This window comes from Rhabdochromatium marinum, assembly GCF_016583795.1.
GTDB lineage: Bacteria > Pseudomonadota > Gammaproteobacteria > Chromatiales > Chromatiaceae > Rhabdochromatium > Rhabdochromatium marinum.
The window spans coordinates 59,218-71,931 of record NZ_NRRS01000012.1 but is presented as its reverse complement, the minus strand read 5'-3'; the positions used below and the strand labels follow the sequence as shown (position 1 = coordinate 71,931).

Genomic DNA, 12,714 nt, shown 5'->3' with positions numbered 1-12,714 from the left:
TTGAGCAAGTGCTTGAACGCATGCCTTGGCCGGCTTGGCCGGCTCGACGACGACCTCGACCGGCAAAGCGCCCCTACCTGATGCCTGTGGCGGCTTAGCAACAATGGACCAAGGCATGATCAAGGCCCCACATCTCGACGGGCTAGAAGCCACCCGGCGCATCCGCCGCGCTGAGCGCCAGGCCCATGCCAACCGGCAAGTAGCCATCATTGCCATGACCGCGCATGCGCTGGCCACGGATCGCGAGCACAGCCTGGCCGCTGGTATGAACGATCATCTGATCAAACCTGTCGACCCGGCTAGCCTGGTGGGAATGCTTAAACGCTGGCTGCCGCCGACCCCGGTAGCGCCAGCGGATGATTCCGCCCCCGACAGCCCCACGACTGGCCCCCAGACCTGCCCTCAACCCGGCACAGCCGTTCTGCCCGCGCGCACTGCCCGCCCTTTGACCTGCACGCCGCCCGCGACCGCTGTAATGGCAACCAGCAGCTGTTGCGCCGGCTGATTCTGACCTTCGCCGAGCGCTTCGCCGGCACCGAGGACGAGCTGCGCGTCGCCCTGGCCAGCGGCGATCTCCAAAGCGTGCTGGAGCGCCTGCACTCACTCAAGAGCAATGCCGCCGCCCTGGAACTCACCGAGCTGGCCAGCACTGCCGCCACCCTGGAGCAGGCCCTCTGCGCGCAACAGAGCGCAGCAGACGCTAGCGATGAGGCACTCACCGACAGCGCCTCGGAATTCACGCGCTTGTATCAACACCTGGCCGCCGCCCTCAGCGCCACCGAGGCGCTGCGCAGTTGGTCGCCAGCGGAACCCCCAGCATCGGAACCAGCATCGGAACCAACGCCAGAACCAGACCCAGCGCCAGCCCCACAACCGGCCTCCCAAGCCGCATCCGAGCCTCCAGCCGCCTCAGGCCATCTACCGCCCCGCCTGGCGAAGCTGCGCACCGAGTTGCGCACCAACCGGCTCAGTGCCCGACAGACCTTCGCGGCGCTGCGCCCCGAGCTCGCCCCAGGCTGCGATCCTGAAACGCTCGATGCCCTAGCGGCCGCGCTCAATGCGCTGGACTTTCCGCGCGCACAGGCCATACTGGACAGCGTCCAGAATGTCGCCGAGAAGCTTGTATGAATCCGCCCCGCATTCTGATCGTCGATGATGAGACCAGCAACATTGAGCTGATTGCCGAGATTTTCACCGAGGATCACGAAGTCCTTTTCGCTACCGATGGCATCAAAGCCCTGGAGCTGGCCACCACCACCGACCCGGATTTGATTCTGCTTGATGTCATGCTGCCCGGTTTGGATGGCTTTGAGATCTGTACGCGCCTCAAAGCCGAGCCGCACGTCAGCGCAATTCCAGTGATTTTTATTACCGGGCGCGACGACACCGCCACCGAAACCCGCGGGCTGGCGCTGGGGGCCGTGGACTACATCACCAAGCCCATCAACCCGCAGATCGTGCGCATGCGGGTCAGCAATCACATTGAACTCAAACGTGCCCGCGACCGCCTGACCCAGCTGGCCACCACCGACGGCCTGACTGGACTGGCCAATCGCCGCCGCTTCGACGAGGTGCTGGAGTGCGAAGTGCAACGCCATCGACGCAGCAGCGCGCCCCTGACGGTGCTGATGCTCGACATTGACCACTTCAAGCTCTACAACGACACCTATGGGCATCTGCGCGGCGATGACTGCCTGCGTGCCATTGCCCGCACCATTGAAGAAGCGCTGTTGCGCACCACCGATCTGGCCGCCCGCTACGGCGGTGAGGAATTCGCCTGCATCCTGCCTAACACTGGCACAAGTGCTGCTGTCACGGCCATTGCCGAACGTATTCGCACCCAGGTCATGGCACTAAAAATTCCGCACGAAACGTCCCCCACCGCTGCCTATGTCACCGTCAGCCTTGGTCTGACCACGCATTACTGCACCGCCAGCACTCAACCCCAGCAGCTCACCGCCATTGCGGACAAACAGTTGTATGTAGCCAAGGCCGAGGGACGCAACCGCTATGCACTTGATGGCTTGGTTGTTGAGCCGCTGCATGGCCGCCCCCACCTGCCATCCCAGATCAGGTGAGTTTTCACCATCCACTGAAGACACAGGAGTTGCCGGCCATGTCACGCCAAGCGCGCATTCGCAGCCAATTGACCGCACAGATGCAGCCTGAACATCTTGAGGTGCTTGATGAGAGCCATCAGCATGCGGTGCCGCCAGGGGCCGAGTCGCATTTCAAGCTGGTGATTGTCAGCGATGCCTTCACCGGGCAGACGCTCATCAAACGCCATCGGACCGTCAATGAGCTGCTGCGCACGGAATTTGAGCAGGGGCTGCATGCCGCAGCCATCCATGCCTTCACACCAGCGGAGTGGCAGGAGAAAGGCGCCCAGGCGCCGGCTTCGCCCAAGTGCCGGGGTGGCTCAAAGGCGAAGCTTGGCGCGGCGGCTTAGGCGGCTGGCGGGTTAAAATACTCGCGTGTGAGCTTGAAGACGATGGGGCTCAGCAACAGCAAGGCAACCAGGTTGGGAATGGCCATCAGGGCATTCAGAGTGTCGGCCACCAGCCAGATGAAATCCAGGCTCAGATAGGCACCGACCGGGATGGCCGCGACCCAGAGCACGCGGAAGGGCACAATGGCGCGCACGCCGAACAGATACTCGACACAGCGCTCGCCGTAGACACTCCAACCCAGCACCGTGGTGAAGGCGAACAGCGCCAGTCCCAGACTGACGATGTAGGCACCGGCACCGGGCAGCTCATTGCCAAAAGCAACGGCTGACAGCTCGGCGCCGCTCTCGCCGCCGCTCCAGGCACCGGAGGTCACGATCACTAGACCGGTGATAGTGCAAATGATGATGGTATCGATGAAGGTTCCGAGCATGGCCACAGTGCCCTGGCGCACGCAGTTGTCAGTCTGGGCGGCCGCATGTGCGATGGGCGCGCTGCCCAGGCCAGCCTCGTTGGAGAAAATACCGCGCGCCACCCCCATCTGGATCGCGAGCATGATCGAAGCGCCGGCAAAGCCGCCAACGCCAGCGGTGGGCGTGAATGCCGCCTGTACGATGGTGCGAAGGGCGGCTGGAATCTCTGCGGCATTAAGCCCGAGCACCACCAAGCCGCTGAGCAGATAGGCAATGGCCATGAAGGGCACCAGCTTGCCCGCCACCTGCGCAATCCAACGGATACCGCCGATCAGCACCAGCCCGACTAGCACGGCCATGCCGATGCCGGTCCACAGCGGCGGCACATTGAATTTCACTTCCAGCGCGTGCGCCACCGAATTGGCCTGTACGGTGTTGCCGATACCAAAACCGGCCAGGGCACCAAAAATCGCAAAAGCCACGGCCAGCCACATCCAGCGTTTACCCAGGCCGTTGCGGATGTAGTACATGGGTCCACCGACGTGGTTGTTGTGCTCATCGACTTCGCGATAACGCACCGCGAGCACCGCCTCGGCATACTTGGTGGCCATGCCAACCAGCGCGGTGATCCACATCCAGAACAGCGCCCCAGGTCCGCCAACCGCGATAGCGGTGCCAACACCGGCGATGTTGCCGGTGCCGACGGTGGCCGAGAGCGAGGTCATCAGCGCATTGAATGCACTAATATCACCCTGCCCGTTCCCTTTCCGCCCGCGCCACAGCATGCGAAAGCCATAGCCAAGCCGCCGAATGGGCATCGCCCGCAGGCCAACGGACAGATACAGCCCGGTGCCAAGAATCAGCACCAACATCGGCGGCCCCCAGAGCAGACCGTTCGCGACCCCGATCCAGTCCTCGATTTGTTCCATCTGCGCTTCCCCCGTCTTACAGCAGAAAGCGCGCTAGTCTAGCGGCCCGGCTTGCGACTTGTCATGGCTAAATTGTTATAACGCGCCTGCACGTCGGCCGCGCGGTCGCGCTCGGCCAGGCGGGCGAGCTTCTCGCCAATGCGGGTTTCCAGGCCACGCGCCACCGGCTGATAGTAGTGGCGCGATGCCAGAGGCTCGGGAAAATAGCACTCGCCGGCGGCGTAGGCGTCGGGCTCGTCGTGGGCATAGCGGTAGTCGGCGCCCTTGCCGAGGGTCTTGAGCAGCTCAGTCGGCGCATTGCACAGATGCGCCGGCACTGGCAGCGAGCCCTGCGCGCGCGCATCGGCCTGGGCCTGCTTCCAGGCCAGATAAACGGCGTTGCTCTTGGGGGCACAGGCGAGATAGACCGTTGCCTGCGCCAGTGCCAGCTCGCCCTCCGGGCTACCAAGGCGCTGCATGGACTCCCAGGCATTCAGGGCCAGCTCCAGTGCGCGCGGATCGGCATTGCCGATGTCTTCGCTGGCGATGCGCACCAGACGCCGCGCCAGGTAGAGCGGATCGCAGCCGCCGTCGATCATGCGCGCCAGCCAGTAAAGGGCGGCGTCGGGTGCCGAACCGCGCACGGATTTATGCAGCGCGGAGATTTGATCGTAGAAGGTATCGCCACCCTTATCGAAACGGCGCGCACCCGCATCCAGCACCGCCTCGACCACAGAAGTGCTGATCGATGCGCCCGTCGCGCCGGTTTCTTCCGCGTCGAGCCACTGCGCGGCCAGCTCCAACAGGCTGAGCGCGCGGCGCGCATCGCCATCGGCAACCCGCGCGAGCTGCTGACAGGCCTCGGGTTCAATGGTAAGGCCCAGCTGACCAAGCCCCCGCTCAGTATCAGTCAGAGCCCGCCGGATCAGGGTTTCAAGTGCTTCAGCCGCCATGGCCTCCAGCACATAGACCCGCGCACGCGACAGCAGCGCATTGTTCAGTGCAAAGGAGGGATTTTCAGTGGTCGCACCGATGAAGGTCAGGGTGCCGTCCTCAACATGCGGCAAAAAGGCATCCTGTTGCGCCTTGTTGAAACGATGTACCTCATCGATAAACAGCAAGGTCGCCTGAGGCACCAACCCCTGGCGCAGCGCTTGGGCCTCGGCGACCGCTTCGCGCACGTCCTTGACGCCTGCGAGCACAGCCGAGAGCTGAATAAAATGCGCCTGGGCGGCACTCGCAACCAGCCGCGCCAGGGTGGTCTTGCCGGTGCCGGGCGGCCCCCAGAGGATCATTGAATGCAAATGCCCGGAGGCAAGCGCCTGATGCAGGGGACGCCCCGGGGCAAGTAGCTGGGGTTGCCCCAGGCAGTCCTCGAAGCGCTGCGGGCGCATGCGCTCGGCCAGGGGCACCACTGGAGGGGTCAAGCCGGTTAATCCATTTGCAGGAAATCACCGCCGGTTGATTGTTTGAACTCAAAGAGCGTGTCGTCGAGCGACGGATTGCGCTGGATATTGGTGAAAATAAAGCGTGTGAGCTGCCCGAAGCGGTCTTCCATCAGCAGGGTGTCGAGCTGAGCGTCGCGAAAACCGATGCGCAAGCGCACCACCTGGGAGTCCTTGGATTTTGGCTCCAGTTCCACCCAGGCACGCCCGTCGTTGCGCTCCAGCGGACGCAGCACAAAGAAGGTTTCGACCGGCGCATCGCTAACCAATAACTGCGCCGGCGTTCCTTCCAGGGCCGCCTTCTGCGAACGATGGCTGACCTGGTCGAGTTCGGTATCCTGCAAGTAAACGCGCTTGCCATCGGCGATAATCAGTTGTTCACTTGGCGTGTCGTATTCCCAGCGAAAACGTCCGGGACGGTGCAGATAAAGCCGCCCGGCCGACTCAAACGACTGCTCGCCCTGGGCGCCCGACATCAGGGTGATCTGGCGAAAATCAGCGCTCAGGCTGTTCAGTCCCTGGAGATAGTCCTTCAGGATGGTGACCGGATCGGGCGCCGAATCGCCGTCCGATGCGGCCCAGAGGCTAACGGGAAGCAGCAGCGCGGCCAGCAGCGCCAGCACAGCGGTGGTGCGTACTCTGTTGAATGTCATCACCTGATGTTAGTCCATGGTTTGGCGGTTGTTCTGTGGCCCAGGCACCTGACACTGACCCAGGCGCGGCCTGCCTCTCTGCACTCGTGCATCTTAACTGTCGGGCTTTGGGGGTGGCGCCAGCACTTCGCGATTGCCGTTGGTCTCAGCCGGACCCACCACACCGATGCGCTCCATTTCCTCGATCATGCGTGCCGCCCGGTTATAGCCGATTTTCAGGCGTCGCTGCACGCCGGAAATGGAGGCACGGCGCGTCTCGGCCACAATCTGCACCGCCTCATCAAAAAGCGCATCCTGTTCTTCAACATCGCCACCGCTGCTGTTCCCACCGCCAGAGCCACCCCGAGGCTCGGGATCAATGCCGGCGAGGAAATCGGACGACTCGGTCACATTGATATCGATGAACTCCGGTGCTCCGAAGGCCTTGAGATAATCGACCACCTTATGCACCTCGCGATCATCAACAAAGGCGCCGTGGACCCGCTGCGGAATGCTGTTGCCGGGTGGCATGTACAGCATGTCGCCATGGCCGAGCAGCTGTTCAGCGCCCATCTGATCCAGAATGGTACGCGAGTCCACCCGCGAGGACACCTTAAATGCCAGACGCGTCGGTACATTGGCCTTGATCAGGCCGGTCAGCACATCGACCGACGGACGCTGGGTCGCGAGCAACAGATGAATGCCCGAGGCGCGCGCTTTCTGCGCCAGACGCACAATGAGTTCCTCCACCTTTTTGCCAACCACCATCATCATGTCGGCCAGCTCATCGATGATCACCACAATGTAGGGCAGATGGCTCAGGGTGGGCGGTGGCGCATCCGGATCATCCGAGGGCTGGGCGGTGGGATCAATGATGGCCTCGCCAGCATCCGCAGCTTGCTTGATGAGCTTGTTGTAGCCAGCAATATTGCGCACCTTGAGTTCCGCCATCAGCCGATAGCGCCGTTCCATTTCAGCGACGCACCAGCGCAGGGTATTGGCGGCTTCCTTCATGTCGGTCACCACCGGGGTGAGCAGATGCGGGATGCCGTTATAGACCGACAGCTCGAGCATTTTGGGATCGACCATGATCAGGCGCACATCCTTGGGCTCGGACTTGTAGATCAGACTCAGAATCATGGCATTGATGGCCACCGATTTACCCGAACCGGTGGTGCCAGCGATCAGCGCATGTGGCATGGCGGCCAGATCCGCCACCACCGGCTGGCCGCCAATGTCGGTGCCCAAGCCGATGGTCAGCGTCGATGTTTGCTGGCGATACGCCTCAGAGCTCAACACCTCGCTGAGCACCACCATGTCGCGGCTGTCGTTGGGAATTTCCAGTCCGATGACCGATTTGCCGGGGATGATTTCCACCACCCGCACGCTGACCTTGGACAGCGCCCGGGCAATATCCCGCGCCAACCCGGTGATCTTGGAGGCTTTGACCCCGGCGGCCAGTTCCAGTTCGAACAGCGCCACCACCGGCCCCGGCTGCACAGCCACCACCTCGGCTACCACGCCATAGTCGGCCAGACGTGCTTCAACCTCGCATGACAGGGCTTCGAGTTGATCGGGCGTATAGCCGCGTCGCCCGGGGCGTGGCTGATCGAGCAGTTCGAGCGGGGGGCGCGTGGAGTCGCCCGGACGCGGGCGTGGCAGATAAATGTTCGACTCAGGCGCCGCCGAGCGATACACCGGACGCGGCGCATCGGGGGCCGCCTCGAATTTAGGTGCTGGGGGCACGCGGTGCTCGGCGACAGGTTCCTCAGCTGGGTCATCAATGATTTCCTCGTCGAAATCCGCCACCGGCTCCCGAGAGGATTCTGAGTCTGGCTCCTCGGTCCATTCCGAGTCCGACGCGGCGAAATCCTCGGATTCGAGCTCGGGCTCCATGTCTTCAGCATCGATTGCAGGCGGTCCGAAGTCATCATCCAGTTCATCAACGTCCAGCTTATCGGCATCCAGCTCATCGGCGTCGAGCGCATCTGACCAGCGCTCACGCGACCAGGCGCTGGGCTCAGCCTCCGGCTCAGCTCGCGATAACCGCTGCGGTTCAGCTGTTCTGATCGATCTGACCGGCTCGGCCTCGCCGTCGATCACTCCCAGATCACCAAAAGTCGGATCCTCGGTGCCCCGCGCGGGCGTCTGGCGCGCATGCCGGTAAAAACCGCTATTGGTGCCATCATCGGCTGTCGGAGCCGGCTCCTGCGGTGCGACAGGCGCGTGGACCTCCCGTTTGCTCCAGGCGGCCACCAGCAGCCCAGCCAACCAAAGTGCGAGCTCACCGACACTGTCCACCACCGACAAGGGCGAGGTGCCCGTCATCAGGGAAACCCCGATCAGCAGCAGCACCAAGAGCACAAACAGCTGCCCGGCCGCGCCGAACAGACTCAGCGTCCAGTCAGCCCCCAGGCGCCCGAGACCGCCGCCCAGCCCAGTCGGCAGCCACGCGAGCAGTGCATCGAACTGCGCACTGGCCAGGGCGGTGGCTGCGACCAGGGTCAGCCCCACACCGAGCCAGTGCAGGGCCAGACGCAGCAGCTTGGTTTCAGGCTCCAAATCACGACACTGGAAGAGCACAAAGGCGCTGGCTACCAGTACCAGAGGGATCAGATAGGCAAGAAAGCCAAACAGAAAGAAGGTGACATCCGCAAACCAGGCACCGGCACGCCCGGCGGCATTGGTCACCTGGGCATCAGGCCCAACATAGGACCAGCCGGGATCGGCTGGCGTATAAGTGGCGAGTGACAGCGCCAGAAACGCGGCCACAGCTACCAGGACCCACACGAAAGCTTCGCGCACAACTCGCTCAAGGTAGTCACTAATTGTAAATTCTCTGGTTCGAGTTGCCTGCATAACGATCCTCCGATTAGTTATGTTTATTATACTCTTATCAGAGATTTTTCGTGCAGTTTCGTAAAACTTTTTTCAGTATCAAACGGCTGAAGCCCACTCAGACGCGCTTTACCGCCTCGCGGCCGGACCTTAAACTGAGCGCTTTGCTGCGCGCAGACCGCATGTCCACCAGGCGGTTGATCGGTCGCGCGCTCCACCAAGCCTGCCAACCCGCGCTGGCCAAGCCGAATGAGTGATTTAGGATGAGCGACACCATGACCGAGACCAAACACTGCCGACTGCTAATCCTGGGATCAGGTCCGGCCGGCTATACAGCGGCCGTCTACGCCGCCCGCGCCAACCTGCACCCGGTGCTGATCACCGGTATGGAACAGGGCGGCCAGCTCATGACCACCACGGAGGTTGATAACTGGCCCGGCGACCAGGACGGGGTACTGGGACCTGATCTTATGGAGCGGATGCGCAAACATGCCGAGCGCTTCGAGACCGAGATTTTATTTGACCACATCTCGGCGGTGGATTTCTCCAAGCGCCCGCTCGAACTGACCGGTGACAACGGACGTTACAGTTGCGATGCGCTGATCATCAGCACTGGCGCCAGCGCCCGCTATCTCGGTCTGCCCTCGGAACAGGCGTTTCGCGGTCGCGGCGTGTCGGCCTGCGCGACCTGTGATGGGTTCTTCTATCGCGGACAAACAGTCGCCGTGATCGGTGGCGGCAACACGGCTGTGGAAGAAGCGCTTTACCTGTCAAATATCGCTGCCGAGGTAGTGGTGGTGCATCGCCGCGATGCCTTGCGGGCAGAAAAAATCCTTCAGCACAAGTTGCTGGACAAGGCCGCCAACGGTAATGTGCGCATCGAATGGAATCACGTCCTTGATGAAGTCCTGGGCGACAACAGCGGCGTCACCGGCATGCGCATCAAGCAGGTGCACAGCGGTGAGACCAAGGACATCGACCTGCATGGCGTTTTCATCGCCATTGGGCATCAGCCCAACACCCAGATCTTTGCCGACCAGCTTGAAATGACCGATGGCTACATCCGCGTGCAGGGCGGTGCGGATGGCAACGCGACGGCCACCTCGGTGCCGGGCGTCTTCGCTGCCGGCGATGTGATGGATCATGTTTATCGCCAGGCCATCACCTCGGCCGGCAGCGGCTGCATGGCCGCGCTTGATGCGGAAAAATTCCTTGATGCCCAAGAGGTCTGAGCCACCGGCGGCCCATGCTTGCAGCTGTGGCCGCATGTGAAGCGGGACGAGCGCACACGGCATTTCTGCCATCATGATGAACCTCCAGGTCCACTCCGCCATTGCCTCGATTCCCGCCCCCGCTTGGAATCGACTGGCGGGTGCGGATGCGCCCTTTCTGCGCCATGAATTCCTCGCCGCCATGGAGCGTCATGGCTGTGTTGGCGAGCGCTTTGGCTGGATTCCCCAGCACCTGGCACTCTACGACACGCATGGGACACTGGTCGCCGCCGCACCGGCGTATTTGAAGTTCAATTCCTACGGGGAGTTTGTTTTCGACTGGAGCTGGGCCGATGCCTATCAGCGCGCTGGAGAAAGCTACTACCCCAAGCTGGTGATCGCCTCGCCCTACACCCCGGCAACCGGCCCCCGGCTGCTCACGCTACCCGGCCCCGAGCGTGAATCCCTGGCGCGAGCGCTGATTGCGGGTGCCCGTCAACTGGCGGACAAACTGAACCTCTCGGGTGCGCACTGGCTGTTTGGCAGTGCGGAAGAACTGGCCTGGCAAGAGGCCGACGGCTATCTGGCGCGCTTGGGCTGTCAGTTTCACTGGCACAATCAGGGATATGCGGATTTTACTCAGCTGCTTGAGCAGTTCACAGCGGAAAAACGCAAAAAAATCAAGCGTGAGCGCCGCCGCGTTACTGAGGCTGGTGTGCGTCTGCGCCGGCTGCGTGGCGATCAGGTCAGTGAAGCCGATTGGGTGCTGTTTCATGGTCTGTATGAAGACACCTTCGATAAGCGCGGCGGCCTCCCAACCCTAAGTCTCGCGTTCTTTCAGGACATCGCCCAGAGCATGGGGGAGCAACTGCTGTTGGTGCTGGCCGATTTCCGCGACCAGACCGTCGCAGCGGCCTTTTGCCTGGTCGGGGCACGCACGCTGTATGGACGTCACTGGGGTTGCTCGGCGGACTTCCATAGCCTGCACTTTGAAGCCTGTTATTATCAGGGTCTGGAGCATTGCATCCACACAGGTCTGACGCGTTTCGAACCGGGTGCCCAGGGCGAGCACAAGCTCGCGCGCGGCTTTCTGCCCACCGCCACCTGGTCAGCCCACTGGATCGCCGACTCGCGTTTTCGCCAACCCATTGCCCGCTTTCTGGAGCACGAGCGCGCCGCCATGCAGGAGTATCTCACCGACATGCAGCAGCACAGCCCCTACAAGCATCCACCCCAGCCCGCTTCTGAGCCTTAGATGCGGCGCCCGCGCACTCAACCCTTTCTGCTGTCACCGAACGACCCCAGCGGCGCGTTTCCGCGCGTCGATCAGGCGCTGCGCGACCCCGACGGGCTGCTAGCCATCGGCGGTGATCTGAGCGTGCGACGCCTGATCAATGCTTACCGCCACGGCATCTTTCCCTGGTACAACCAGGGCGACCCCATTCTGTGGTGGTCACCCGATCCCCGCACCCTGTTGTTTCCCGAGCATTTGCACATCTCCCGCAGTCTGCGCAAAGCACTGCGCAAGCGCCGGTTTTGCCTGACCATGGATCGCGACTTTCCGCAGGTGATTAACACCTGTGCCAGCATCAACCGCCACGGCGAGTATGGCACCTGGCTGCTGCCGGAGATGATTCGCGCCTATCGGGCGCTGAATATTCGTGGCATTGCGCATTCAGTCGAGGTCTGGGAGCAGGATCAGCTGGTAGGTGGACTCTATGGCGTCGCGGTGGGCCGGGCCTTTTTTGGTGAATCCATGTTCTCGCGCGCGACCAATGCGTCGAAGATTGCGCTGGTGTACCTGTGCCAGCGCCTGGCGCAGTGGGGATTTGGGTTCATCGACTGTCAGGTCGTCACCGAGCATCTGCTCAGCATGGGCGCGCGCCCGGTCGCGCGGGCCCAATTCATCGAATTGCTTGAAGGCTGCCGCGATCAACCCGGCCGGGAGACCTCCTGGGATGATGGCGGCTTTCACGATCCTGAGTTGCCGACCGATGAGGAGCAGCCGTCATCATGACTTCCGAGGTGCATACCCACAAGAACCTGCAACTCTATCTCACCAGTCGCCACGACTGCTCCTATCTGCCGGGGCAGGATGCGCGCACCCTGTTCGTCGATCCCAATCTGCGCATTGATCGCAACCATGCCAACTGGCTGCAACAGATTGGGTTTCGCCGCAGCGGGCGCTTCTTCTACCGCCCCGCCTGTCACGTCTGCCAGCAATGCGTACCCGTGCGCGTGCCGGTGGCAGACTTTCAGCCCAATCGCTCACAACGGCGCAATCTGCGCCGCAATCAGGACATAGAGTTCATCGCCCGCACGCCGAGCTTTGATCAGGAGCACTATGAGCTGTACCGCCACTATATTCTCTCCCGGCATGGTGACGGTGACATGGCTGAGGATCTCACCCCGGACAGCTATCGGCGCTTTCTGCTCGCGCCCTGGGCCGGACAAAGCCGGCTGCTGGAAATGCGCGCACATGGCCAGCTGATTGGCGTGGCGGTAAGCGATTGTCTCACGGACGGCTTCTCGGCGGTCTATACCTTTTTCGATCCCGCACAGGGCGCGCGCGCACCCGGCACCTTTGCAGTACTTAGCCAGATTCGTCAGGCGCAACAACTGGGGCTCAAGTATCTGTATCTCGGCTATTGGATTGCCGAGAGCAAAAAAATGGCCTACAAGGAGAAGTTTCGCCCCATTGAAGCCTGGAACGGTCAATGCTGGCAGCGCTTTGACGCAGGCGTCTCGCTGCGCTGACCCTTTGCAGACGCCAGCGCATCGACACAGACACCCGGTCTGGCTGTGCTATAATCTGGCGGT

General features: G+C 62.2%; 12 protein-coding genes. 8 read left to right on the top strand and 4 right to left on the bottom strand.

The annotated features are described in order from the left end of the window. Positions 1–115: 115 nt before the first annotated feature. From CKO36_RS05925 to CKO36_RS05910, 4 genes are read left to right on the top strand one after another with little or no spacing between them, the layout of a single operon-like run. Entirely contained in the window at positions 116–505 is a 390-nt protein-coding gene (locus tag CKO36_RS05925; protein WP_200281872.1) for a response regulator, read from the top strand. Next, on the top strand, positions 493–1,128 hold the full coding sequence (locus CKO36_RS05920) for an Hpt domain-containing protein (protein WP_200281868.1): 636 nt from the start codon (positions 493–495) through the stop codon (positions 1,126–1,128). The genes CKO36_RS05925 and CKO36_RS05920 overlap by 13 nt, the downstream gene beginning before the upstream one ends. Continuing rightward, entirely contained in the window at positions 1,125–2,078 is a 954-nt protein-coding gene (locus CKO36_RS05915) for a diguanylate cyclase (protein WP_200281864.1), read from the top strand. Before CKO36_RS05920 ends, CKO36_RS05915 begins: the two co-directional genes overlap by 4 nt. Positions 2,079–2,116: 38 nt before the next feature. Then, positions 2,117–2,449, top strand: coding sequence for a BolA family protein (locus tag CKO36_RS05910; protein WP_200281849.1), 333 nt, complete (start codon positions 2,117–2,119; stop codon positions 2,447–2,449). On the opposite strand, the gene CKO36_RS05905 is transcribed toward CKO36_RS05910, so the two are convergent. The 4 genes from CKO36_RS05905 to CKO36_RS05890 form a co-directional block, all read right to left on the bottom strand. Continuing rightward, positions 2,446–3,789, bottom strand: a complete 1,344-nt coding sequence (locus CKO36_RS05905) for an alanine/glycine:cation symporter family protein (RefSeq protein ID WP_200281846.1) — start codon at positions 3,787–3,789, stop codon at positions 2,446–2,448. The genes CKO36_RS05910 and CKO36_RS05905 overlap by 4 nt on opposite strands. Positions 3,790–3,827: 38 nt before the next feature. After that, positions 3,828–5,162, bottom strand: coding sequence for a replication-associated recombination protein A (locus CKO36_RS05900; protein ID WP_200281883.1), 1,335 nt, complete (start codon positions 5,160–5,162; stop codon positions 3,828–3,830). Positions 5,163–5,200: 38 nt separating this feature from the next. Further along, positions 5,201–5,866 (bottom strand): outer membrane lipoprotein periplasmic chaperone LolA, encoded by a 666-nt coding sequence (lolA, locus tag CKO36_RS05895; protein ID WP_200281843.1) that lies wholly within the window; start codon positions 5,864–5,866, stop codon positions 5,201–5,203. Positions 5,867–5,959: 93 nt separating this feature from the next. Then, a complete protein-coding gene (locus tag CKO36_RS05890; RefSeq protein ID WP_338053427.1) occupies positions 5,960–8,650 on the bottom strand; it encodes a DNA translocase FtsK 4TM domain-containing protein in 2,691 nt (896 codons plus the stop codon). Positions 8,651–8,958: 308 nt separating this feature from the next. Between CKO36_RS05890 and trxB the strand changes: the two genes are divergently transcribed. The 4 genes from trxB to CKO36_RS05870 all read left to right on the top strand — a co-directional run bounded on the left by trxB (position 8,959) and on the right by CKO36_RS05870 (position 12,651). Continuing rightward, a complete protein-coding gene (gene trxB, locus CKO36_RS05885) occupies positions 8,959–9,915 on the top strand; it encodes a thioredoxin-disulfide reductase (protein WP_200281880.1) in 957 nt (318 codons plus the stop codon). 73 nt (positions 9,916–9,988) lie between these two features. Further along, positions 9,989–11,149, top strand: coding sequence for a GNAT family N-acetyltransferase (locus CKO36_RS05880; protein WP_200281832.1), 1,161 nt, complete (start codon positions 9,989–9,991; stop codon positions 11,147–11,149). Next, a complete protein-coding gene (gene aat, locus CKO36_RS05875; RefSeq protein WP_200281829.1) occupies positions 11,150–11,911 on the top strand; it encodes a leucyl/phenylalanyl-tRNA--protein transferase in 762 nt (253 codons plus the stop codon). Continuing rightward, entirely contained in the window at positions 11,908–12,651 is a 744-nt protein-coding gene (locus tag CKO36_RS05870) for an arginyltransferase (RefSeq protein WP_200281826.1), read from the top strand. Before aat ends, CKO36_RS05870 begins: the two co-directional genes overlap by 4 nt. Positions 12,652–12,714: the final 63 nt, after the last annotated feature.